Source organism: Bacillus sp. FSL K6-2971, assembly GCF_038006405.1.
Classification (GTDB): Bacteria; Bacillota; Bacilli; order Bacillales; family Bacillaceae; genus Bacillus; species Bacillus pumilus.
The window spans coordinates 2,386,991-2,411,230 of the sequence record NZ_JBBOVD010000001.1 but is presented as its reverse complement, the minus strand read 5'-3'; the positions used below and the strand labels follow the sequence as shown (position 1 = coordinate 2,411,230).

The 24,240-nt window shown below is 41.5% G+C and carries 28 protein-coding genes; 27 read left to right on the top strand and 1 reads right to left on the bottom strand.

The features are described 5' to 3' along the window. Positions 1 to 14 precede the first annotated feature (14 nt). A complete protein-coding gene (gene fni, locus MHI33_RS12755) occupies positions 15 to 1,082 on the top strand; it encodes a type 2 isopentenyl-diphosphate Delta-isomerase (RefSeq protein ID WP_185108477.1) in 1,068 nt (355 codons plus the stop codon). A gap of 52 nt (positions 1,083 to 1,134) precedes the next feature. Here fni and MHI33_RS12750 read toward each other — a convergent pair whose 3' ends face one another. Next, positions 1,135 to 1,266, bottom strand: a complete 132-nt coding sequence (locus MHI33_RS12750) for a YpzI family protein (protein ID WP_003215762.1) — start codon at positions 1,264 to 1,266, stop codon at positions 1,135 to 1,137. Positions 1,267 to 1,386: 120 nt separating this feature from the next. Here MHI33_RS12750 and MHI33_RS12745 point away from each other — a divergent pair, with 120 nt between their 5' ends. From MHI33_RS12745 to hisC, 26 genes are all read left to right on the top strand, one after another. After that, positions 1,387 to 1,989, top strand: coding sequence for a YphA family membrane protein (locus MHI33_RS12745; RefSeq protein WP_340911768.1), 603 nt, complete (start codon positions 1,387 to 1,389; stop codon positions 1,987 to 1,989). Next, positions 1,986 to 2,870, top strand: a complete 885-nt coding sequence (locus MHI33_RS12740; protein WP_003215905.1) for a YIEGIA family protein — start codon at positions 1,986 to 1,988, stop codon at positions 2,868 to 2,870. The genes MHI33_RS12745 and MHI33_RS12740 overlap by 4 nt, the downstream gene beginning before the upstream one ends. 6 nt (positions 2,871 to 2,876) lie before the next feature. Further along, positions 2,877 to 3,071, top strand: coding sequence for a capping complex subunit for YIEGIA (locus MHI33_RS12735; protein WP_003215794.1), 195 nt, complete (start codon positions 2,877 to 2,879; stop codon positions 3,069 to 3,071). A 159-nt stretch (positions 3,072 to 3,230) separates the two neighbouring features. Further along, entirely contained in the window at positions 3,231 to 4,541 is a 1,311-nt protein-coding gene (der, locus tag MHI33_RS12730; RefSeq protein WP_003215663.1) for a ribosome biogenesis GTPase Der, read from the top strand. Positions 4,542 to 4,555: 14 nt separating this feature from the next. Beyond that, a complete protein-coding gene (locus MHI33_RS12725; protein WP_340911762.1) occupies positions 4,556 to 5,593 on the top strand; it encodes an NAD(P)H-dependent glycerol-3-phosphate dehydrogenase in 1,038 nt (345 codons plus the stop codon). 266 nt (positions 5,594 to 5,859) lie between these two features. After that, on the top strand, positions 5,860 to 6,063 hold the full coding sequence (locus tag MHI33_RS12720) for a DUF2768 domain-containing protein (RefSeq protein ID WP_034318888.1): 204 nt from the start codon (positions 5,860 to 5,862) through the stop codon (positions 6,061 to 6,063). A gap of 18 nt (positions 6,064 to 6,081) precedes the next feature. Next, positions 6,082 to 6,807, top strand: a complete 726-nt coding sequence (locus tag MHI33_RS12715; RefSeq protein WP_044141100.1) for a hypothetical protein — start codon at positions 6,082 to 6,084, stop codon at positions 6,805 to 6,807. Between the two features lie 204 nt (positions 6,808 to 7,011). After that, on the top strand, positions 7,012 to 8,490 hold the full coding sequence (spoIVA, locus tag MHI33_RS12710; RefSeq protein ID WP_003215616.1) for a stage IV sporulation protein A: 1,479 nt from the start codon (positions 7,012 to 7,014) through the stop codon (positions 8,488 to 8,490). 374 nt (positions 8,491 to 8,864) lie between these two features. Then, positions 8,865 to 9,143, top strand: coding sequence for a non-specific DNA-binding protein Hbs (gene hbs, locus MHI33_RS12705; RefSeq protein ID WP_003215863.1), 279 nt, complete (start codon positions 8,865 to 8,867; stop codon positions 9,141 to 9,143). 190 nt (positions 9,144 to 9,333) lie between these two features. Beyond that, positions 9,334 to 9,903, top strand: a complete 570-nt coding sequence (gene folE, locus MHI33_RS12700; protein WP_003215789.1) for a GTP cyclohydrolase I FolE — start codon at positions 9,334 to 9,336, stop codon at positions 9,901 to 9,903. A gap of 24 nt (positions 9,904 to 9,927) precedes the next feature. Further along, entirely contained in the window at positions 9,928 to 10,158 is a 231-nt protein-coding gene (gene mtrB / locus MHI33_RS12695; protein ID WP_003216082.1) for a trp RNA-binding attenuation protein MtrB, read from the top strand. A 114-nt stretch (positions 10,159 to 10,272) separates the two neighbouring features. Continuing rightward, positions 10,273 to 11,040, top strand: coding sequence for a heptaprenyl diphosphate synthase component 1 (locus tag MHI33_RS12690; protein ID WP_003215666.1), 768 nt, complete (start codon positions 10,273 to 10,275; stop codon positions 11,038 to 11,040). Between the two features lie 3 nt (positions 11,041 to 11,043). Beyond that, the gene (locus MHI33_RS12685) at positions 11,044 to 11,748 is read left to right on the top strand and encodes a demethylmenaquinone methyltransferase (protein ID WP_034661076.1); all 705 of its coding nucleotides are present in this window, start codon (positions 11,044 to 11,046) and stop codon (positions 11,746 to 11,748) included. 24 nt (positions 11,749 to 11,772) lie between these two features. Continuing rightward, positions 11,773 to 12,735 (top strand): heptaprenyl diphosphate synthase component II, encoded by a 963-nt coding sequence (hepT, locus tag MHI33_RS12680; RefSeq protein ID WP_044141101.1) that lies wholly within the window; start codon positions 11,773 to 11,775, stop codon positions 12,733 to 12,735. Positions 12,736 to 12,865: 130 nt separating this feature from the next. Then, on the top strand, positions 12,866 to 13,312 hold the full coding sequence (ndk, locus tag MHI33_RS12675) for a nucleoside-diphosphate kinase (protein ID WP_003216015.1): 447 nt from the start codon (positions 12,866 to 12,868) through the stop codon (positions 13,310 to 13,312). Positions 13,313 to 13,457: 145 nt separating this feature from the next. Then, positions 13,458 to 14,237, top strand: coding sequence for a CheR family methyltransferase (locus MHI33_RS12670; protein ID WP_065098310.1), 780 nt, complete (start codon positions 13,458 to 13,460; stop codon positions 14,235 to 14,237). A 73-nt stretch (positions 14,238 to 14,310) separates the two neighbouring features. Beyond that, on the top strand, positions 14,311 to 15,483 hold the full coding sequence (gene aroC, locus MHI33_RS12665; protein ID WP_340911754.1) for a chorismate synthase: 1,173 nt from the start codon (positions 14,311 to 14,313) through the stop codon (positions 15,481 to 15,483). Beyond that, the gene (aroB, locus tag MHI33_RS12660) at positions 15,483 to 16,574 is read left to right on the top strand and encodes a 3-dehydroquinate synthase (RefSeq protein ID WP_185108481.1); all 1,092 of its coding nucleotides are present in this window, start codon (positions 15,483 to 15,485) and stop codon (positions 16,572 to 16,574) included. The genes aroC and aroB overlap by 1 nt, the downstream gene beginning before the upstream one ends. Beyond that, entirely contained in the window at positions 16,571 to 16,954 is a 384-nt protein-coding gene (aroH, locus tag MHI33_RS12655; RefSeq protein WP_034661065.1) for a chorismate mutase, read from the top strand. Before aroB ends, aroH begins: the two co-directional genes overlap by 4 nt. Positions 16,955 to 17,185: 231 nt before the next feature. After that, a complete protein-coding gene (trpE, locus tag MHI33_RS12650) occupies positions 17,186 to 18,733 on the top strand; it encodes an anthranilate synthase component I (protein ID WP_340911749.1) in 1,548 nt (515 codons plus the stop codon). Then, the gene (gene trpD, locus MHI33_RS12645) at positions 18,705 to 19,727 is read left to right on the top strand and encodes an anthranilate phosphoribosyltransferase (protein WP_340911746.1); all 1,023 of its coding nucleotides are present in this window, start codon (positions 18,705 to 18,707) and stop codon (positions 19,725 to 19,727) included. The genes trpE and trpD overlap by 29 nt, the downstream gene beginning before the upstream one ends. Next, a complete protein-coding gene (gene trpC, locus MHI33_RS12640) occupies positions 19,720 to 20,472 on the top strand; it encodes an indole-3-glycerol phosphate synthase TrpC (RefSeq protein WP_340911745.1) in 753 nt (250 codons plus the stop codon). The genes trpD and trpC overlap by 8 nt, the downstream gene beginning before the upstream one ends. Positions 20,473 to 20,477: 5 nt before the next feature. Next, positions 20,478 to 21,137 (top strand): phosphoribosylanthranilate isomerase, encoded by a 660-nt coding sequence (locus MHI33_RS12635; protein WP_340911742.1) that lies wholly within the window; start codon positions 20,478 to 20,480, stop codon positions 21,135 to 21,137. Continuing rightward, positions 21,118 to 22,317, top strand: coding sequence for a tryptophan synthase subunit beta (gene trpB / locus MHI33_RS12630; RefSeq protein WP_095117833.1), 1,200 nt, complete (start codon positions 21,118 to 21,120; stop codon positions 22,315 to 22,317). The genes MHI33_RS12635 and trpB overlap by 20 nt, the downstream gene beginning before the upstream one ends. Continuing rightward, positions 22,314 to 23,117 carry a tryptophan synthase subunit alpha gene (gene trpA, locus MHI33_RS12625; protein WP_044141111.1) on the top strand — a complete coding sequence of 268 codons (804 nt, stop codon included), beginning with the start codon at positions 22,314 to 22,316 and terminating at the stop codon, positions 23,115 to 23,117. The genes trpB and trpA overlap by 4 nt, the downstream gene beginning before the upstream one ends. Positions 23,118 to 23,127: 10 nt before the next feature. Then, complete coding sequence (hisC, locus tag MHI33_RS12620) at positions 23,128 to 24,225, top strand: histidinol-phosphate transaminase (protein WP_340913835.1); 1,098 nt, start codon at positions 23,128 to 23,130, stop codon at positions 24,223 to 24,225. The last annotated feature ends 15 nt before the right edge of the window (positions 24,226 to 24,240 follow it).

The window sequence follows — 24,240 nt, the reverse complement described above, 5'->3', positions numbered from 1 at the left end:
TTTGGTGATCAAAATTGACGCGAGCAGAAAGAAAGAAACAGCATATTGAACATGCCTTGTCCACTGGACAGCATGCAGCAACGGGTTTAAAAGATGTTTCCTTCGTTCACGCCAGTTTACCAGATCTTGCGACATCACAAATTGATACACATACAACAATTGGCGGACTGACTTTCGGTTCGCCAATTTTTATCAATGCAATGACTGGCGGGGGCGGAAAATCGACCTATGAGATTAATCGCTCTTTATCGATCGCAGCGAAGGAAACCAATATTCCGGTGGCAGTTGGATCACAAATGGCTGCACTGAAAGATAAAGAAGAAAGACGTACGTATGAAGTTGTTCGTAAAGTTAATCCAGATGGAATTGTCTTTGCGAACTTAGGCAGTGAGGCAACGATGAAGCAAGCGAAGGAAGCCGTTGAGATGCTGGAGGCCAATATGCTCCAGATTCATTTAAATGTGATTCAAGAGATTGTCATGCCTGAAGGAGACCGTGATTTCAGGGGGGCACTTGAGCGCATCACAGCCATCAATGAATCAGTTGGTGTGCCTGTTGTCGTAAAAGAAGTTGGATTTGGCATGAGCAAGGAAACGGCCAAAAAGTTATTTCATGCTGGGGTTGCGGCCGTTGATGTAGGCGGATTTGGTGGTACGAACTTTTCTAAGATCGAAAATCTTCGACGTCAAAAAGCACTTCATTATTTTGATCAATGGGGGATTCCAACTGCAGCGAGTCTTGCTGAAGTACATACAAGTTTTCCAGATCAAACGGTTTTAGCCTCCGGAGGTATACAAGACGCCCTTGATGTAACAAAATCAATTGCTCTTGGCGCATCCGCTGCTGGTCTAGCTGGCTTTTTCTTAAAATCACTGACTGACGGAGGGGAGAGCGGTCTCATCGCGGATGTTATAGATCTTCAAGAAGATGTGAAGATGATGATGACAGTCCTTGGCGTGAAGACCATTGAAGAACTGAGACAAACCCAACTTGTCATTTCAGATGCAACAAGTCATTGGCTCAAAGAAAGAGGCATCGACACAACGTACTATAGTTTAAGATCAAATAAGAAAAAGGACTAAAAGCAAGTTTAGCCCTTAAACATCTAAGGCATGTGGTTATCACATGCTTTTTTTATTGATTTCTTTTTCGCGCGCTATCTGGACCTTCTAATGCTGTTGCCCCTTTATAATGAATGGATTGATCACGGTCAGATTCCACTCTTTTTGATGCCTTTAAACGTTTTTCCTGTCTATCTTTTCCCATCATACATCCCTCCTCAACCATTAGGGTGTCACCTCTTGTTTATTTCATACAATGCCCAAAGTGATCCCTTACGTTTAAAAATTGGGGATTTTCCCATAATGTAATTGAGGTGATGAGACGTTGGAGGCTTTGTACTATTATTGGTCCATATGGTTCGTTTGGATTATCGTGACATTTATTATGGAAAAAAGCTCATGGCGCAATGTACTAGGCGTCTTTGTCCTTGTCCATATTATATGTAGTCATTTCATGATATCCATATTTAATATGAGCCTAAATGCAGGATACTTGATGACCTTTTTATATGCATGTGCGGGTTTCGCTCTATTCCGCTCTGGTCATCGAATAATGAGAATCATACAATTAGGTTCTATGGTAAGCGCATATGCCTTTTTTATGATTTTTGCATTATATGACCCGGTTTGGTTCACGCTAATAAAAGTGGATTGGGTCGTATTTGCCTTGCTGATCTTGATGTCTTTGACATATGGATATCATTTTACAGAACGAGTCACCTTATGGATGATGTCTGTATGTCTTGGCGAAGCCCTTTATGCGCTCACGATTCACCGCCTGACATCATCGATTGTCATAGGAGATCTCTCTTTTCTGTCCCTTGTTGTTCAAGGGTTTATCTTCCTATTAGGTGTCGATCAGCTTGAAAAGCTCTTGAACGCCCGTTCATCTAGAAAACCAGTAAAAGGGGCTGCAAAATCAACATGACGGATTATACGTTTCCTGTGATTATTGGTGTCATCTTTGGGATGGCGGCCAGGCTTTATATGTTAAGAACAGATTACCGGCAATACCCTACATATATTCATGGACAAGTGATTCACATTGCGCTTGGTTTTATCGCTTCAGGACTTGGTGCGATCATTATGCCAGCACTCATTCAGGAGGAATTTACGGCGATTACCTTTCTCACGCTGGCAGCCACGCAATTCAGAGATGTCCGCAATATGGAAAGAAATACGTTAACTCAAATGGATTCATATGAGCTAGTCTCAAGAGGCAGTACATATATAGAAGGTATTGCCATTGCCTTTGAAAGCCGAAATTATATTGCGATTCTCACGGCACTGATTACGACCACAGCTTGTATTTTCTTCTCGCTCGTTATTGGGACAGTGGTCGGTATTCTTTGTTTTTTCTTGGCAAAGCTATTAATGTCTGGCAGCCAATTAAAGGATATCGTCAACATACAAAAAGGAGAGCTTCGCTTTGATGGGGCAGGGCTTTATGTGAACGATATTTACATCATGAATATCGGATTGCCCGAAAAGCAAAAGCTCATATTAGAGCATGGGATGGGCTTTATTTTGACACCGAAAAATTTCAACGCAGCCACAACGATTGCCAACCTTGGGCAGCGGCAAGCCATTTTATTTGATTTATCCAATGTACTTGGTGTGTATCGCGACTCTGGTGAACCATCCCTCTGTCCGCTCGCAAAGCGTGATTTGAATAACGGCACACTTGGTGTGTTCATTTTACCGCAATGGTATCGTGAAGATTTGGCTGTCCGTGTATTAGAAGAAGTACCCATTTTAGAAAATGCCATCAGAATGCCGACAGAGTTCATAAAAAAGAAAGTGAGGTAATAGGGCATGGCGAACACCATTGAACAATTTATACTCGCTGTGGCTACAACAAATAAAGAGCGGGTCATGGGCGGTACAGCCGTTTTTTTCTGTGAAAATAAAGAAGAACTCGACATGTACGCCATGAATTTAGAGGCCATTTTAGATGGAATTGCACACGGAATTGGAGAAGATCTTTACTTGATTGTCAAACATTTTTAAGTTATTCATTGTGGTCTGATTAAAAATTGATATAATATATAAGTTGAACCCTTCATGTTTGAAGGGTTTATTTCATAAAACTGAATGAAAATTTTAAATCCCGGTTGAAACATGATGATGAACATATTGAATCGCGGCTGGATTGAAAGGAAGGGTACTATGGGTAAACCTGTCGTAGCCATTGTTGGAAGGCCCAACGTTGGAAAATCTACAATTTTTAATCGAATCGCAGGCGAAAGAATATCGATTGTAGAAGACACACCTGGTGTAACAAGAGATCGAATTTATAGCTCTGCTGAATGGTTAAATTATGACTTTAACTTAATAGATACTGGTGGAATTGATATTGGAGATGAGCCATTTTTAGCGCAAATTCGCCATCAGGCAGAAATCGCAATGGATGAAGCGGATGTCATCATCTTTATGGTGAATGGCCGAGACGGTGTGACATCTGCGGATGAAGAAGTCGCAAAAATTTTATATCGCACGAAAAAGCCAGTTGTACTTGCTGTCAATAAACTGGACAACCCTGAAATGAGAAGTGACGTGTATGACTTTTATGCACTAGGGTTTGGCGAGCCATATCCGATTTCTGGAACGCACGGATTAGGTCTTGGTGATCTACTTGATGCAGTTGCAGAACACTTTAAGAACTTACCAGATACGCAGTATGACGAACAAGTTGTCCAGTTCTGCTTAATCGGTCGCCCGAATGTAGGGAAATCTTCTTTAGTGAATGCGATGCTCGGAGAAGACCGCGTCATTGTCAGCAACATCGCTGGTACAACAAGAGATGCTGTCGATACGATGTTTACGTACAATCAGCGTGACTTTGTCATTGTTGATACAGCAGGTATGAGAAAAAAAGGAAAAGTATACGAAACAACAGAGAAATACAGTGTGCTTCGTGCATTAAAAGCCATTGATCGTTCTGATGTTGTCGCTGTTGTTCTTGATGGTGAAGAAGGTATTATTGAACAGGACAAACGTATTGCAGGCTATGCACACGAAGCTGGTAAAGCCGTTGTGATCGTTGTGAACAAATGGGACGCTGTTGAAAAAGATGAGCGTACGATGAAGGAATTTGAGCAAAACATTCGTGAGCATTTTCAATTCTTAGATTATGCACCTGTCTTGTTTATGTCTGCTCTCACGAAAAAGAGAATTCATACGTTAATGCCGTCCATTATTACAGCTAGTGAAAATCATGCGATGCGCGTTCAAACGAATATTTTGAACGATATCATCATGGATGCAGTAGCCATGAATCCAACGCCGACTCATAATGGACAGCGCCTGAAAATTTATTATGCGACACAGGTGGCAATTAAGCCTCCGTCCTTTGTTGTGTTTGTAAACGATCCAGAGCTTATGCACTTTTCCTATGAACGTTTCCTAGAAAACCGCATTCGAGATGCGTTTGGTTTTGAAGGAACACCGATTAAAATATTTGCGAGAGCTAGAAAATAAAAAGGGTGAGCAGAATGAAGAAAATTTCAGTACTTGGAGCAGGAAGCTGGGGAACAGCTCTTGCTCTTGTATTAGCTGATAATCATCATGATGTACACATGTGGGGACATAGACAAGAGCTCATTGACCAAATCAATGAGAAACATGAAAATCATGATTACTTGCCAAATGTCGCACTGCCAGCGTCTATCCAGGCGACGACAGACATGAAGCAGGCGTTAGAGGGCACAGACGCTATTATTGTCGCTGTGCCAACAAAGGCCATTCGTGAAGTGTTGAAGCAGGCAAATGAGCTGATCACATCGAAAGTGCCGTTTGTCCATGTCAGTAAAGGGATTGAACCAGATACACTTCTTAGAATATCTCAAATGATTGAACAAGAAGTCCCAGGTGAGAAAAGAGAAGCTGTCGTCGTCTTATCAGGACCGAGCCACGCTGAGGAAGTAGGCTTGCGTCATCCGACAACTGTCACTGTCTCATCAGAAAATATTGAAGCGGCTCAATTTGTTCAAGATTTGTTCATGAACAACAACTTTAGAGTATACACAAACCCTGATGTGATTGGTGTAGAAATTGGCGGCGCACTGAAAAATATCATTGCTCTTGCGGCAGGGATCACAGACGGGCTTGGGTATGGTGACAATGCGAAAGCGGCGCTCATCACTAGAGGACTCGCTGAAATCGCACGTCTCGGTACAAAAATGGGAGGGAATCCTCTGACATTTGCCGGCTTAACGGGCGTTGGAGATTTGATCGTGACATGTACAAGTGTTCATTCACGTAACTGGCGCTGCGGAAATCTGCTTGGTAAAGGGTATAAGCTTGAAGAAGTGCTTGAAAAAATGGGGATGGTTGTCGAAGGCGTCCGTACAACAAAAGGCGCTTATCAGCTCTCCAAAGAATACAAGGTCAGCATGCCGATTACAGAGGCGCTTTACCACGTCCTGTTTGAAGGGAAAAAGGTCGACGATGCGGTCGAATCATTGATGGCACGTGTGAAAACACATGAAATGGAAGACCTTGTGAACATGTTTGAGAATCAAACAAAATAAATGGAAGACTGAACTTAGGCATGTAGAGGATGCAAGAAGGGGAAGACTTGCATAACATAGCAATGAAGTTTGAATAGAGCTTTGCCTCTACAGAATGAGGAAAAATAGTCGACCTAATGACTGAAGCAGAGTCCCCCTCTTTGCTTCAGTTTTTTTATGTGCTTTTTTCTGAATGATTGGAAAAATGATTGATATTTACCTTATTTTTGGTTTAGAATGAAATATAAACGCTTACAATTTGTTCGTTTTAAAGGGGGACAGGCACGATGAGTTTTGCTTTAATCAAGATGTGGTTTGCACTTGGTTCAATGGGGCTTATGTTTTTAGCTGTAGTAACCATTTATTTCAGTCGATTTAAGCTGAAGAGCCGGTTTCTTAAAATAACAGCCTCGACCGTCGCATACAGCTTGATGCTGATATCAGGTATCATTGTGTTTTTAGTTGTATTTAGCGGGCCGGTCAATGAATAAAGAAAAAGGAAGAATGTGATGATCAAAGCAAAAGTCAGTGTCACGTTGTTAGCACTTATTTTACTAACAGGATGTTTGTATCCAGAAAATCGCAAAACTGAAAACCGTGTGCCATATGAAGAGCAGCTGCAAAGCGTTCAGACAGCAATTGAGGAATTTCAAAAAGCAACAAATGGTCTTTTGCCGATTGAAACGAAAGAAGCAGACACGCCGGTTTATCAAAAGTACGTCATCGACTTTAAGCGCTTGTCACCAAGATATTTACACGATGTACCGTCGACATCTTTTGAAGGCGGGGGGGAATATATGTATGTCCTCACAGACGTCGAAAAAAAACCAACTGTGAAACTGCTTGATGTCAAAATGACGCAAACCATCAGTGAATTACGGCTTAGAATCAAAATATATCAAGATGAACATACATATCCGCCATACGGCAAAGTAGTATCAAACAATTTATATACGTTAAATGAAAAAAAGCTAGGCTTAAAATCGCCGCCTACGGTCATGAGCCCGGTGACAGGGAATTCCCTCCCATTACTGATTTCATCAAATGGCGAAATCTATGTGGACTACCGCAGTGATTTTGCTCATATTTTGAAGAATACGAAACGAAAGCTGAAACCAGGTGAAAACATTCAAGATGTCTATTGGCAGGAAACCCCGTTTGTACCCGCGTTTTCTGTCCCATATACCATCAACAAAAAAGGTGAGCCTGACTTTTTAGAAAAAAAGACGTCATAAACAAGAATGAACCTTTTTCCTCTGCATATAAATGAGGAGAAAGGTTTTTTTATGGCTAAACATACTCTCAAAACAAAAAAGGTGTCATATTCAAATAGGACAACGTCATACACATATATTGTCCAGACACCTTTCAAGCAAGTTTGATTGAAGAATAGAGTATTTTATTTGAAAACGAGGATAGCAAGTCCGGGAGGGGATCACTTGGAAAAAGTCGATATTTTCAAGGATATCGCTGAACGAACAGGAGGCGATATATATTTAGGAGTCGTTGGCGCTGTTCGTACAGGGAAATCTACGTTTATTAAAAAGTTTATGGAGCTCGTGGTGCTCCCGAATATCAATAATGAGGCAGATCGTGCAAGAGCACAGGATGAATTGCCGCAAAGCGCAGCAGGAAAAACCATTATGACCACTGAGCCAAAATTTGTACCGAATCAAGCGGCATCGATTCATGTGAGTGACGGTCTTGATGTCAACATCAGGCTTGTCGATTGTGTAGGATACACAGTCCCTGGTGCGCGCGGATATGAAGATGAAAATGGTCCAAGAATGATCAACACGCCGTGGTATGAAGAGCCAATCCCGTTCCATGAAGCAGCGGAAATTGGCACACGCAAGGTCATTCAAGAGCATTCTACCATTGGTGTTGTGATTACAACGGATGGTTCTATTGGAGAAATTCCAAGACATGATTATATTGAATCTGAAGAACGTGTGATTGATGAACTCAAAGAGGTTGGAAAGCCGTTTATTATGGTGATCAACTCTGTGAGACCCTATCATCCTGAAACAGAGGCGCTGCGGCAGGAACTGAGCCAAAAATATGATATTCCAGTACTCTCCATGAGTGTAGAAAGTATGAGAGAGCAAGACGTCCTTAGTGTGCTTCGTGAAGCATTATATGAATTCCCAGTCCTAGAGGTGAATGTCAACCTTCCAAGCTGGGTCATGGTGCTGAAAGAAGATCATTGGCTGAGAGAAAGCTATCAGGACTCAGTGAAGGAAACCGTAAAGGATATTAAAAGATTAAGAGATGTTGACCGTGTTGTTGGCCAGTTCAGTGAATTTGACTTTATTGAAAGAGCAGGCTTAGCAGGGATTGAAATGGGTCAAGGGATTGCGGAGATTGACCTGTACGCCCCAGATGATCTATATGACCATATTCTAAAAGAAGTGGTTGGTGTAGAAATTAGAGGGAAAGACCATCTTCTAGAGCTCATGCAAGATTTTGCGCATGCGAAGACAGAATATGATCAAGTATCAGACGCCTTAAAAATGGTGAAGCAGACGGGATACGGAATTGCGGCCCCGGCCTTGTCAGATATGAGTTTAGATGAGCCAGAAATCATAAGACAGGGCTCGAGATTCGGCGTAAGACTAAAGGCGGTTGCGCCATCGATTCATATGATTAAGGTAGATGTAGAAAGTGAATTTGCACCGATTATCGGAACAGAGAAACAAAGTGAAGAGCTCGTCCGCTACTTAATGCAAGACTTTGAAGATGATCCGCTTTCGATTTGGAATTCAGATATATTTGGGCGCTCACTCAGCTCCCTTGTCAGAGAAGGCATTCAAGCTAAGCTGTCGCTGATGCCAGAAAATGCAAGATATAAACTGAAAGAAACACTTGAAAGAATCATCAACGAAGGATCAGGTGGTTTGATCGCGATTATTCTATAGCATGTGAGACCTCTCATTGACAGGGGTCTTTTTTTGCGTAAGGAATGAGTCATAAAAAGACAATTGTATAAAGATTAGTCAGATTCAGGCTGAAATTAGGAATATTCGTTCGTAAAAGTGCCCTTAATCCTTGACGAATAAGGATTCTTCCCTTTAAAATGCTTGATATGGTATTTCATATGTGTTAATCTACTTACAGAAAATCTTCACTTTGTTGGACAAACATTCCTTCAAAGAGTTGTTTTCTAATGAAAAGCCATGTATACCGCTTTCTAGACGCTCTTTTTTTCGAAAAAAGTGTATAGAAAGAAGATGAATTGTGAAGAAATGATAACAATCTACTGAATGCATATTTTTGGGAGGAGGTGAAAGGCATGAACAAGACAGAACTTATTAACGCGGTTGCTGAAGCAAGCGAGTTATCTAAAAAAGACGCGACAAAAGCAGTTGATTCTGTTTTTGATACAATTTTAGATGCACTTAAAAATGGTGACAAAATCCAACTTATCGGTTTTGGTAACTTTGAAGTACGTGAGCGTTCAGCTCGTAAAGGACGTAACCCACAAACTGGTGCAGAGATCGAAATCCCTGCAAGCAAAGTACCTGCTTTCAAACCAGGTAAAGCACTTAAAGACGCGGTGGCAGGTAAATAATCGTTATGTGTAATGATCCTATTGTAGGAGTTATACATATACAGTTTCACACTGGTCTAGAAAAGCCCCTTTCATAAGGGGCTTTTCCTTTTGAATCAAAAGGTTCGTTTAGAACGCTCTCCTTTGCTTTTAGGATCTGAAGTGTGCTAGAATCTGATTGAAATGTAATCGCCTTTGGAGGATATAATACATGAGTGAAATAAATAAAGAACTAATCGAACACGCAGTACGCGATATATTAAAAGCCATCGGAGAAGATCCAGATCGTGAAGGACTTCTTGATACCCCTAAACGAGTAGCAAAAATGTATGAAGAAGTGTTCTCGGGATTAAATGAAGATCCAAAAGAACATTTTAAAACCATTTTTGGTGAAGACCACGAAGAACTCGTTCTTGTAAAAGATATTGCTTTCCATTCAATGTGTGAACACCACCTTGTACCTTTTTACGGAAAAGCGCATGTCGCTTATATTCCGCGCGGCGGAAAAGTGACAGGACTTAGCAAGCTTGCAAGAGCTGTAGAGGCTGTTGCCAAACGCCCGCAACTTCAGGAACGCATCACATCAACCATTGCAGATAGTATGGTGGAAACACTCAATCCGCATGGCGTGATGATTGTCGTTGAAGCAGAGCATATGTGTATGACGATGCGCGGAGTGAAAAAGCCAGGCGCAAAAACAGTGACTTCAGCAGTACGCGGTACATTTGCAAATGATGCAGCGGCAAGAGCAGAAGTGCTTTCCTTTATTAAAAACGACTAATTCAATAGATGGAAGGTGAACAGATTGAGTGAAAATAAAGCATCTGATTTTGTAGTGATTAAAGCCAATGAAAATGGTGTAAATGTCATCGGATTAACTAGAGGCTCTGATACAAGATTTCACCATTCCGAAAAGCTCGATAAAGGTGAAGTCATCATTGCACAATTTACTGAGCATACGTCAGCGATCAAAGTAAGAGGCGATGCTGTCATTCAAACAAGCTTCGGGGAAATTCAAAGCGAAGCAAAGAAATAAATACTTGAATGCACTTGATAGCATAAAAGTGAGAGCTGATATGGTATAATAAATCTCTATACAATGTGCAGGGCTACATATGAAACTGTAATTTTTGGGACAAGGGTGATATCTTTGCAAGACATCTACGGAATTTTATCTAATCTAAATATAAAATTAAATAAAAAGCTTTCTCATCCTTATTTGGCGAAACATTTACGTGCGCCACTCATCGATGAAGATAAGCTCCTTCTTTTTCATGCAATGTTTGATGAAGCTCAAATTGATGCAGAGAAAAAAGAAAATTATATTTTAACGGCGATGCTTGTGCAAATTGCCCTTGATACCCATGACGAAGTCACAACTGCTGCAGCGATCAAACAAGACGAATTCAAAAATCGTCAGCTGACTATCCTGGCAGGAGACTATTTCAGCGGTCTCTATTATTCTCTTCTCTCTGACATGAAAGACATCTACATGATTCGCACGCTCGCAACGGCGATCAAAGAAATCAATGAACATAAAATTAGACTGTATGATCGATCCATTCAAGATGCGGCGCACTTTTACAAAAGTGTAGCAACGGTTGAGTCTGCGTTATTCCAAAGGGTTTCTGAGCATTTTCAATTAACGCATTGGAATGAGATTGCAAGTCGTTTCCTTGTTTATAAGCGTTTCATGAAACAAGCAGAAGATGACAAACATTTAAAACTTTTTTTGAACGATAGCTATACGGACGCCTATACATGTTTTGACAACTTTGAGAATGAAGGCTATGAAAAGGCCAAACGATCAATCAAGGAGCATCTTGTTTCATCTCCGGTCGTTCAAAAAGAGCTATTAAATCGCCTGGATCATATGAAAAATGAACCTGCGTATCATCAGAAAGTGGAAGAAGGGTAAGTCATGCAGCAATCAAAAGAACAGCGAGTACACGGTGTATTTGAAAAAATTTATAAAAACTATGATCAAATGAACTCCGTCATCAGCTTTAAGCAGCATAAAAAGTGGCGCGATAAAACAATGAAACTGATGAATGTTCAAAAAGGAGCCAAAGCATTAGACGTATGCTGCGGAACAGCCGATTGGACCATTGCGCTTGCTGATGCTGTAGGCGAAAAAGGTGAAGTCAAAGGCCTTGATTTTAGTAAAAATATGCTGAGTGTTGGAGAAACGAAGGTGAAGACTGGGGGCTATAATCAAATTGAATTGCTTCACGGCAATGCGATGGAGCTTCCTTTTGAGGATAACACATTTGATTATGTCACGATCGGTTTTGGCCTACGGAACGTCCCTGATTACTTAACAGTGCTAAAAGAAATGACAAGAGTCGTGAAGCCTGGTGGAATGGTTGTCTGTCTAGAGACATCACAACCTGAAATGATTGGGTTTAAACAAGGCTACTATGTCTATTTCAAATACATCATGCCGCTCTTTGGTAAACTGTTTGCCAAAAGCTATCAGGAGTATTCATGGCTTCAAGAATCAGCCAAAGCGTTCCCTGGCATGAAAGAACTGGCGGCTCTTTTCGAAGAGGCGGGTCTGTCTGATGTCTCGTATCATCCATTTACGGGCGGTGTAGCAGCAACACATATCGGAAAGAAGCTTTGAATAAACGATATTTGGGTGAAAATAATGAAACTAAAAGCAATGATCTCTTTTTTAAATCATGATATCGATATTATTGAAAAAGAGCTTGAACAAACAGTTCGCTCTGATTATGCATTATTAAGTGAAGCGGGTCTTCATTTGCTGCAAGCGGGCGGAAAACGAATCCGCCCCGTTTTTGTTCTCCTTTCAGGCATGTTTGGCGACTATGACATTAATAAAATTAAATATGTTGCCGTTGCGCTTGAGCTCATTCATATGGCATCGCTCGTTCACGATGATGTCATTGATGATGCAGAGCTGAGAAGAGGCAAGCCAACGATTAAGGCAAAATGGGACAATCGAATTGCCATGTACACAGGAGATTATATGTTTGCAAGATCTCTTGAGTATATGACAAAGATCAATCACCCAATGGCGCATGAAATTTTGTCAAAGATGGTCGTCGAGCTCTGTCTTGGTGAAATCGAGCAAGTGAAAGACAAATACAATATGGATCAAAACCTGCGTACATATTTAAGAAGAATCAAACGAAAAACAGCATTGCTCATTGCAGGCAGCTGTCAGTTAGGTGCGATAGCAGCAGGTACAGATGAGAAAACACATAAAGCCCTTTACTGGTTTGGCTACTATGTCGGTATGTCCTATCAGATCATTGATGATGTGCTTGATTTCACATCAACTGAAGAAGAGCTTGGTAAGCCTGTTGGAGGAGACCTTTTACAAGGAAATGTCACACTCCCGGTCTTATATGCACTGAAGAATCCTACACTCGAAGGACAATTAAAGCTGATTAATAGTGAAACAACAGAAATGCAGCTAAAGCCTGTGATTGAACACCTCAAACAAACAGATGCGATCGACCGCTCGATTCGAGTGAGTGAAATGTATTTGAAAAAGGCATTCGAACAGCTAGACAAACTTCCTCGAGGACGAGCGAAAACGTCACTCGCTTCCATTGCCAAATATATTGGAAAACGAAAATTCTAATCAACATATTGTTGATTGGTTTTTTTGTGAAATTTTTTGTCAAAAATTGATTATTATATAAAAAAATGATACGATCACTTTGTAACAATGTAAGCCTATACATACATAAACGACGGGGTGGAGAACGTATATGGACAAAACATTTCTTATGGTCAAACCTGATGGTGTGGAAAGACAATTAATCGGTGAAATTGTGTCAAGATTCGAAAAAAAAGGGCTTCAGCTTGTTGGTGCAAAACTAATGAGTATTCCAAAAGAAGTAGCAGAAACACATTACGGAGAGCATAAAGAAAAACCATTCTTCGGGGAATTGGTTGACTTTATTACGTCAGGACCAGTATTTGCAATGGTATGGCAAGGTGAGCAGGTAGTAGATGTCACAAGACAGATTATCGGCAAAACAAACCCAAAGGAAGCGCTTCCGGGCACAATAAGAGGAGACTATGGATTGACGGTTGGAAAAAACATTATCCATGGCTCAGACTCACCAGAAAGTGCTGAAAGAGAAATCAACTTATTCTTCAAACAAGAAGAACTCACAAACTGGGATCAAACCATCTCAAGCTGGATTTATTAAAATTTAAGCCAAGGTGTTCATCAAATGAGCACTTTGGCTTTTTTTATATGAATATTTCTACACGAAATTTCGCATGAGATGATACAAATTTTCGATAAAAACAGCTATACTAGGACAAAGATAGATGAGACAGGAGAGGACTTTGATGGATCAATATCAAGTATTTGTCGGAAAATGGAAAAAACTAACCGGGGTGGATCTGAATTTATATAAAGAGGCACAAATGAAACGAAGATTAACGTCACTTTATGATAAAAAAGGATATAGAGATTTTGAAGCGTTCGCGGCTGCCCTTGAAAAGGATAGAGCACTATTAGACGAGACGATGGATCGAATGACGATCAATGTGTCAGAATTTTACCGAAACTATCAGCGCTGGGAAGTGCTTGATCAAAAAATTCTTCCGCTGCTTTTGAAAAACAGCGGGACCCTAAAAATATGGAGTGCAGCATGTTCGACAGGAGAGGAGCCGTATACACTCTCAATGCTGCTATCAAGCCATCCGCTTGTGAAGGACTTCCAAATTATTGCAACTGATATTGATGATAAAGTGCTGCAATCAGCTCAAAAAGGAAGATATCATGAACGATCACTGCAAGAGGTACCAGATCAAATCAAACAAAAATATTTCACAAAAGAAGATTCTTCATTTTACACTGTGAAGGATGAGGTGCGAAAGCACATTCAATTTAAAAAACACAACCTTTTAGCAGATCCTTATGAAAAACAGCTGGATCTTATCGTGTGCCGAAATGTCCTTATCTACTTTACAGAAGAGGCAAAAGAAGAGATTTACATGAAAATGAGCAGCAGTTTAAAACCAAATGGCGTATTATTTGTTGGTTCAACTGAACAAATTTTTCACCCAGAAAAGTTTGGACTGACATCTGCCGATACTTTCTTTTATCAAAAGAAGGGGTTGTAGCTGACTTTTTAGTAGTAAGTGTGTTATCATAGTTTTACTTAAAAGCGTTAATGCGATGAAGGGAGATCGAGTCATGAGATACTTAACAGCAGGTGAATCACATGGTCCACAATTGACCACCATTATTGAAGGCGTTCCAGCGGGACTTTACATAGAGCAGGATGACATCAACTATGAATTGGCTAGAAGACAAAAAGGCCACGGCCGCGGCAGAAGAATGCAGATTGAAAAAGACCAAGCAAAAGTGTTAAGTGGTGTTCGCCACGGGAAAACATTAGGTTCTCCTATTGCACTTGTCGTTGAAAACAACGACTGGAAGCATTGGACAAAGGTGATGGGGGCAGAGCCGATCACAGAAGAAGAAGAGAGTGAAATGAAGCGTCAAATTTCACGCCCTAGACCAGGACATGCGGATTTAAATGGTGCGATTAAATATGGACATCGTGATATGCGAAACGTATTAGAGCGTTCATCAGCCCGTGAGACAACCGTGCGCGTAGCAGCAGGCGCAGTCGCTAAACAAATTTTGGCACATTTAGGAATCAAGGTAGCTGGCCACGTTCTTGAAATTGGCGGAGTGAAAGCAGCTCATATGGCATATGAATCGATTGAAGATTTGCAAAAGGTAACGGAAGAGTCACCTGTTCGCTGCTACGACAGTGAAGCAGGTCAAAAAATGATGGATGCCATTGATGAAGCGAAGAAAAACGGTGATTCAATTGGCGGTATTGTGGAAGTCATCGTTGAAGGAATGCCGGTTGGAGTCGGAAGCTATGTTCACTATGACCGCAAATTAGACAGCAAGCTTGCAGGTGCTGTTCTGAGTATCAATGCTTTTAAAGGGGTCGAATTTGGTATCGGCTTCGAGGCGGCTTCTAAAAATGGTAGTGAGGTCCATGATGAAATCATCTGGGATGAAGAAAAGGGCTATACGAGAAAAACAAATCGCTTAGGTGGTCTTGAAGGCGGAATGTCAACTGGTATGCCAATTGTCGTAAGAGGGGTCATGAAACCAATCCCAACGCTTTACAAACCGCTTCAAAGCGTTGACATTGAAACAAAAGAACCTTTCTCCGCAAGCATTGAGCGTTCTGACAGCTGTGCTGTTCCTGCCGCAAGTGTTGTCGCAGAAGCAGTCGTGGCTTGGGAAATCGCCAATGCTGTAGTGGAGCAGTTTGGCCTTGATCAAATTGACCGCATTAAAGAAAATGTTGAAAAAATGCGCCAGCTTCAGAGGGAATTTTAATGAAAACACTGGAAGTTAAGACGTCTTCAGCCACTTATCCTGTATACATCGGTGATGGGATTAAATGCAATATCGTCGACTTGATGACTTCCACGGGGCATTCCTATACGAAGCTCTTAATCGTGACAGATACAGCGGTTGATGCCATTTACGGCGATGAAATGGTTCGATTACTTAAGCAGAAGTGGTCTGTGCATAAAGTGGTTGTGCCAAGCGGAGAGCAGTCGAAATCTTTTGCTGAGTTTGAGCATATTCATACGAAGGCTATTCAGTTTCAGCTGGATCGCTCCTCGTGCATCATTGCGCTTGGAGGCGGCGTAATTGGCGATTTGGCTGGCTTTGTTGCTGCTAGTTATATGAGAGGCATTGATTTTATTCAAGTTCCGACGACACTACTGGCACATGACAGTGCAGTTGGCGGGAAAACGGGGATTAACCACCCGCTCGGTAAAAATTTAATCGGTGCGTTTCATCAGCCGAAAGCCGTGATCTATGATACGAGCATGCTTGAGACTCTATCTCAAACTGAAATGAGGTCAGGCTTTGCTGAAGTCATCAAACATGCCCTCATTTCAAGTGAAGACTTTTTATCAGAGCTGATGTCTATTCGTTCTTTGGCGGAATGTTCAAAGAGCGAGCTGGCACATATGCTGTATCAAGGGATTGAGGTCAAAGCGTCGATTGTTCAAAAAGACGAAAGAGAACAAGGCGTGCGTGCATTTTTGAATTTAGGTCATACACTTGGGCATGCCATTGAAGCAGAGTATGGATACGGCGTTATTACGCACGGAGATGCTATTGCAATCGGCATGCAGTTTGCGCTATATGTGAGCGAAAAGAAGCTGGGACTCAGCCTCAATCGGACGGAACTAAAAGAGTGGATGAAAGAACTCGGATTTCCGGTACAAGTCAATCAAGATATTTCCACGAAAACATTTGTTGACCGGATGATTGGTGATAAAAAGGCAAGAGGCGGAACCGTTCAATTTGTTTTATTAAAGCAGGTTGGGGAGGCTGTCTTGCAGTCTTTCACAAAAGATGATCTGCATCAATGGCTCGAAGAATGGAAACGGGAGGAGGGATGTCTATGATGTTTCGCGGGATACGTGGGGCTACAACTGTGACAGAAGATACAGAAACAGAAGTGTTAAATAAAACGAAACAGCTGCTAGAAGCGATTATTTCAAGAAATCAAGTAGATCCAGAACGTGTCGTGCAGATCTTAATTTCAGCTACACAAGATATTCACTCCGTTTTTCCGGCAAAAGCCCTTCGTCAGTTTGAAGGGTGGACGTATGTGCCTGTTACTTGTATGCAGGAGCTGGACATTCAAGGCGGTCTTAAGCATTGTATTCGCGTTTTAATGACGGTCCAAACAGACACAAAGCAGGAAGATGTGCAACATGTGTACTTGGAAGAAGCTGTGACGCTTCGCCCTGATTTACAGTTGACAAAAAACAAGGAATTATAATACGATATGAACAGCCGAAGTTTACACACAGGTGTAAACGGCATTGCAAGTTTAGAGAAGATGAGAATGAGACTAGGGTAGTTGAGATGAGTAGAGTTGAGCAGAGATACGATACGTCTATTTCATCATACTGCCTAAAAGAGCACCCCTCTTTTAGGCTTATTTCGTATACTCATACAAACCCTCTATATGTCCCCTCATTCTCCTTAATCCCATTTAAGGAGTGTGCTTATGAATTCCCAATCAAATTTGACCCAATTTTTAAGGGACAGTGAGTCCCACAAAACGATTCCAATTGTTGAAACCATTACAGTTGATACGCTCTCACCGATTCAAATTATCGAAAAACTCAAGGCAGATATTGTGTATCTACTAGAAAGCAAAGATGAGTCTTCTAGCTGGTCGAGATATTCCTTCATCGGATTACATCCTTTTTTAACCTTACACGATGACCAAAACGAATATATTGCACGTGACGCTGCTGGGCAGGAGGTCATGAAAAAACAAGAACTGAAAGACTTATTAGACTGGATGAAAGAGCAATATCAAATCAAGACACCGGACGTTGACATCCCGTTTACAGGCGGGGCAGTTGGGTACTTAAGTTACGATCTTATTCCAAGCATTGAACCATCTGTCAGGCCGCATCTAAGCGCACCAACGACAGACAATTGTACTCTATTTGTCTGCCAAACGATGATTGCCTTTGATCATGAAACGAATCATGTTCATTTTATCCAATACACCCAGCTAACCGGAAATGAAACAGAAGACGAAAAAATACGAGCTTACAAAGAAAATCAAAAGCGGCTTGAACAGATGATTCACAAGCTCCATACAAAGGTCGATATGAAAGAACTGATTTTATCAGGGAATATGAACGAATCACCGTCCTTTGAACATGTGACATCAACCTATGAAAAAACACAATTTCTAAAGGACGTAGAAAAAATCAAAGAATACATTCGAGCGGGTGATATTTTTCAAGGCGTACTCTCGCAGCGCTTTGATATCCCAGTGTCAGTGAGTTCATTTGAATTATACCGTGTGCTTCGCATTGTGAATCCATCTCCATACATGTATTTTATGAAATTAAAAGACCGTGATTTAGTCGGAAGCTCACCAGAACGATTAATTCATGCCAAAAATGGGCACCTAGAAATTCATCCAATTGCAGGCACTAGAAAAAGAGGAGCAACAAAAGAAGAGGACGCCGCACTGGCAAGAGAGCTGCTAGAAGATGAGAAAGAAAAAGCAGAACATTACATGTTAGTAGATCTAGCCAGAAATGATGTCGGCCGCGTAGCAGAATACGGCAGCGTGTCCGTACCGACCTTTACAAAAGTTGTGAACTTTTCACATGTCATGCACATCATCTCCATTGTGACAGGGAAGTTAAAGCAGGATACACACCCAGTTGATGCACTCATGTCCGCATTTCCAGCAGGCACATTAACAGGGGCACCGAAAATAAGAGCGATGCAATTATTAAATCAAATGGAGCCTGAGCCAAGGGAAACGTATGGCGGCTGTATTGCCTATATTGGATTCGATGGTAATATCGACTCTTGTATTACCATTCGCACCATGAGCGTCAAAGATCAGACCGCTTCCATACAAGCAGGCGCTGGCATTGTCGCAGATTCTGTTCCAGAAAATGAATGGGAAGAGACGTGTAACAAAGCAGGAGCGCTTCTGAGGGCCATTCAGCTTGCTGAACATATTTTCTCAGAAAAGGAGAGTGTGCAGGATGAATCAGCGACTATCAGCTCTTGTTAATGGAGGCTTCCTATCAGAAAATGAAGCACATAGACTAATGTATGATATGATGAGCGGCTCTTTAACAGATGCTGAAGTCGCTGCAAGTCTATCGATTTTAGCGCATAGAGGAGAAACCGCTGAAGAAATGACAGGCTTCGTGAGGGCCATGCGGCAAAAAGCAGAACCAGCGGAAAGATCGCTTGATGTCGTTGACACATGCGGCACAGGAGGCGATGGACTCTCCACATTTAATATATCAACTGCAGCTGCAATTGTAGCTTCCGCCGCTGGTGCTAAAATCGCAAAACACGGAAATCGTTCAGTCTCTTCAAAAAGCGGAAGTGCCGACGTGCTAGAGTGTCTTGGGATTCACATTCAATCCACTCCAGAAGAAACAAGAAGGCAAATACAAGAAAAAAACATGGGCTTTTTATTTGCACCACTGTACCATTCATCTATGAAACAAGTAGCAGCAGTCCGCAAGCAGCTTGGTTTCAGGACGGTATTTAATCTATTAGGACCGCTTTGTCACCCGATGCAAGCCAAAAAGCAAATCATCGGTGTGTATGCAAAGGAAAAGGCAAAATTAATGGCGGAAGCCCTTGCTCCATTAGAGCCAGAGCATGTCCTGTTTGTATGCGGGGAAGACGGGCTGGATGAATTAACGATTACAGCCAATTCATATGTGATTGAACTCAAAAAAGGTGCCATGACAGAATATACGCTAAACCCAGAAGACTTTGGACTGGAAAAAGGATACTTATCAGATATTCAGGTCCAATCACCGGAAGAGAGCGCGAAATTGATTCAGAATATATTGAATCATCAAACAGAAGGGGCACCGCTTCATATTACAGCTCTGAATGCAGGAGCGGCTTTATATATCGCAGGCAAGTCAGAAAGCCTCATGGCAGGAACATTAAAAGCGTTAGAAACGATTAAAAACGGTGCAGCCAAAGAACAATTGGCTCGTTTAAAACAAAAAAAGAAAGAGGATGAGATCTATGCTTAATCAAATCATTGCACGCAAAAAAGAACATATCCAAACGTTGCAGTTACCTCATGATGGACACTTTGAAAGACGATCATTTAAAGAAGCACTCATGAACCCTCACCGCTCGATTGGGCTGATTGCTGAGGTGAAAAAGGCATCTCCTTCTAAAGGAATCATTCAGCCGAATTTTGATCCTCTGCAAACAGCAAAAGCATACGAAAAATCGAATGCTGATTGCTTATCAGTCTTAACAGATGAACCATTTTTTCAAGGGAAGAACGAGTATCTTTCATTAATTAAAGAACACGTCGCACGTCCAATTTTAAGAAAAGACTTTATCATCGATTCAATACAAATAGAAGAGTCAAGACGTATCGGTGCAGATGCCATTTTATTAATTGGAGAAGTACTTGAACCGCAACAGCTGTATGAATTCTATGCTGAAGCGAAGGAAAAAGGACTAGATATTCTTGTTGAAGTTCATGCAGCAGATACACTGGAACATATCTTAAACCTATTCACCCCCGAAATCATTGGCGTGAATAACCGAAATTTAAAGACATTTAAAACAACAGTTGAGCAAACAAAAGAGATTGCACCACTTGTTCCAAAGGATGTCTTACTAGTAAGTGAAAGCGGTATTCAGACATTTGATGATCTAACCTTTGTCAAAAAACATGGAGCGAGTGCTGTCCTTGTAGGTGAATCATTAATGAGAGAACCCTCACAAGAAAAAGCCGTTCAGACGTTATTTGGAGAATGACCACGATGAAGCTTTTTTTAAAATATTGCGGGGCGGTCTCACTAGAAGATGTAGAATGCATTGCGCAATCTCAAGCAGATGCGATCGGATTTATTTTTGCTCCAAGTAAAAGACAAGTCGATCCAGATCAAGTGAAACAATGGCTCACCAAGTCTCAGAGCAGGAAAAAGATTACGGGTGTATTTGTAAATGAAAAAATCCAAAAAGTGTGCGACATCACAAAGCATATTCCTTTAGATATCGTGCAGCTGCATGGAGATGAAACAAAAGAGGATGCAAAAGAAATAAAACAACAAACAGGGGCGGTAGTGTGGAAAGTCTTTCATCACGATCGTGATATAAAAGAAACACTTGATCAAATGACGGCATTTGCGCCGTTTGTCGATGGTTTTCTCATTGATGCGAAAGTAAAAGGGATGAGAGGCGGTTCTGGCACAGCTTTTACATGGGAAGCGGTACCTGTATACAATCAGCAAGCGAAACGACTGGAGAAAACATGCATCATTGCAGGCGGAATAACACCAGAAACACTACCAGAGCTTCTTGCCTATTGCCCAAAAGCGATCGATCTTTCAAGCGGCATAGAAGAAAACGGGAAGAAAAGCAGCGCTAAGATCAAAGCGCTCGAAGAAAGGATGTTAAACGATGTACGCATATCCAAATGAGCTTGGCAGATATGGAGAATTCGGAGGGAAATTTGTTCCCGAGACGCTCATGCAGCCACTTAAAGAAATCGAACAAGCATTTAACGAATTAAAAGAAGACCCAGCTTTTAAGCAAGAATATCTTTCTCTATTGCAAAACTATTCAGGCAGACCGACTGCGCTGACATATGCTGATCAATTATCTGCATACCTCGGCGGCGCAAAAATCTATTTAAAAAGAGAAGATTTAAACCATACAGGCGCTCATAAGATCAACAATGCACTTGGTCAGGCACTGCTTGCAAAAAAAATGGGGAAATCAAACATCATCGCGGAAACAGGCGCTGGACAGCACGGAGTAGCAGCTGCAACGGTGGCCGCCAAGTTTGGATTATCGTGCACGGTATTTATGGGAAAAGAGGATGTGGAGAGACAATCTCTCAATGTATTCCGAATGAAACTACTTGGTGCTGAAGTCATACCTGTCACAAGCGGAAACGGCACATTAAAAGATGCAACGAACGAAGCGATCCGTTATTGGGTCCAGCACTGTAGTGATCATTTCTATATGATCGGTTCAGTTGTAGGACCTCATCCATATCCCCAAATCGTCAGTGAGTTCCAGCGGATGATTGGTGATGAAGCAAAAGAGCAGATGCTTAAAAAAGAAGGCAGGCTCCCACATAAAGTCATTGCTTGTGTCGGCGGCGGAAGTAATGCGATTGGAATGTACCGAGCGTTTTTGGATGATGAGATTGATTTGATTGGTGTAGAAGCGGCTGGAAAAGGAATCGATACGCCGCTTCATGCAGCAACCATTACGAAGGGGACAAAAGGAGTTATTCATGGATCTTTGACCTATTTAATCCAAGACGAATTTGGCCAGATTATTGAGCCCTATTCCATTTCAGCTGGTTTAGATTATCCCGGGATCGGACCAGAGCACGCATATTTACATGCGAGCGGCCGGGTTCAATATGTGAGTGCTACAGATCAAGAAGCATTGGATGCTCTAAAGCTGCTGACAGAAAAGGAAGGAATCCTGCCAGCGATTGAATCAGCACACGCTTTAGCCAAGGCGTTTGAGATGAGCAGGACGATGAGTGAAGATGAAATCATCCTTGTCTGCCTGTCAGGAAGAGGAGATAAGGATGTGCATACATTAATGAATGTGCTTGAAAGTGAGGGCAAAACCAAATGATCACATTTCAATTAGAGCAAGGCGAGAAATTATTCATCCCATTTATTACGGCAGGGGATCCGTCAGAAGAAATCACGATCGATTTAGCTTTGTCCCTTCAAGCAGCCGGTGCACATGCGATTGAGCTAGGTGTTCCTTATTCCGATCCGCTAGCAGACGGTCCTGTCATTCAAAGAGCCTCCAAAAGAGCTCTAAATCATGGCATGAATATCGTAAAAGCGATAGAATTAGCAGGGAAGATGAAAAAAAACGGTGTAAAAATTCCTGTAATTCTATTTACGTATTATAATCCTGTGTTACAATTAGACACAGAATACTTTTTCGCTTTACTGCGCAAAAATCATATTTCGGGACTCTTAACACCCGACTTGCCTTTTGAAGAAAGCAGTGAGCTGCAAAAGAACTGTCAAACATATGACATTTCATATATTTCGCTCGTTGCACCAACCAGTAAGGAACGATTAGTAAATATAGTAGAGCAGGCAGAAGGTTTTGTGTATTGTGTTTCATCTCTTGGTGTAACAGGTGTCAGACAAACCTTTGACGAATCGATTACTGATTTTATTCAACAAGTGAAACAGCTGAGTCACATACCGGTTGCGGTCGGTTTTGGCATCTCAACAAGAGAGCAGGTAGACTCAATGAATAAACTGAGTGACGGCGTCGTTGTAGGAAGTGCACTTGTGAAAAAAATTGAAGAACTTCAGGATCAATTGTTAGCAAGTGATACTCGTCAAGACGCTTTAAGAGAATTTGAAACCTATGCAAAAACATTTAGTCCCCTCTATTCATTCAAATGAGGTGAAACTTTTGCAAATCAAAGATCAATTAAAACAACTAAAACCGTATCAACCTGGGAAACCAATTGAAGAGGTCAAAAAAGAATATCAATTAGACAAAATTGTGAAATTGGCTTCAAATGAAAACCCTTTTGGATGTTCCGCACATGCAAGAGAGGCGATACAAGCTGAGCTTGAACATTTAGCGATTTATCCAGATGGATACAGCGCAAGTTTTAGGACAGAGCTTGCTGAGTTTCTTCAAGTAAATGAAAAACAATTAATATTCGGGAATGGCTCAGATGAACTTGTGCAAATTATTGCTAGGGCATTCCTTGACCAACATACAAATACCGTCATCCCAGCTCCGTCTTTTCCGCAATATCGTCACAATGCAATCATTGAGCGGGCAGAGATTCGAGAGGTGCCGCTTTTAGACGAAGGAGCTCACGATCTGAAGGGCATGCTGGATGCGATTGATGAGAACACGAAGGTCGTCTGGGTATGTAACCCGAATAACCCGACGGGAAATCATTTGTCAGAATCTGAGCTTGTGGCGTTTTTAGATCAAGTACCAGCTCATGTGCTTGTAGTATTAGATGAAGCATATGTCGAATACGTTCGTGCGGAAGACTTTCCGAACAGCTTATCTTTATTACACAACTATCAAAATGTTATCGTACTCCGTACGTTTTCTAAAGCGTATGGACTGGCCGCGCTTCGAGTAGGCTATGGCATTGCATCAGAAGAGTTGATTACTGCGATTGAACCAGCGAGAGAGCCGTTTAATACGAGTCGTATCGCTCAGGCAGCAGCTCGTGCAGCGATAAAAGATCAGGACTTCATTCAATCATGCAGACAAAAAAATGAAGCAGGTCTCAAGCAATATCAAGAATTTGCTGACCGTTTTGGACTATTTATTTATCCGTCTCAAACAAACTTCGTGCTGATTGATTTTAAAAGAGATGCAGATGAATTATTCAATGCATTATTGAAAAAAGGCTACATTGTTCGTTCTGGTAAAGCACTTGGTTTTCCAACGTCTTTACGTATTACGGTCGGAACAATGGAGCAAAATGCAGAAATTCTAAGTACACTTGCTGATTTAATGCAAGGCATTCGTGCGTAGCATAACCATAAAGTC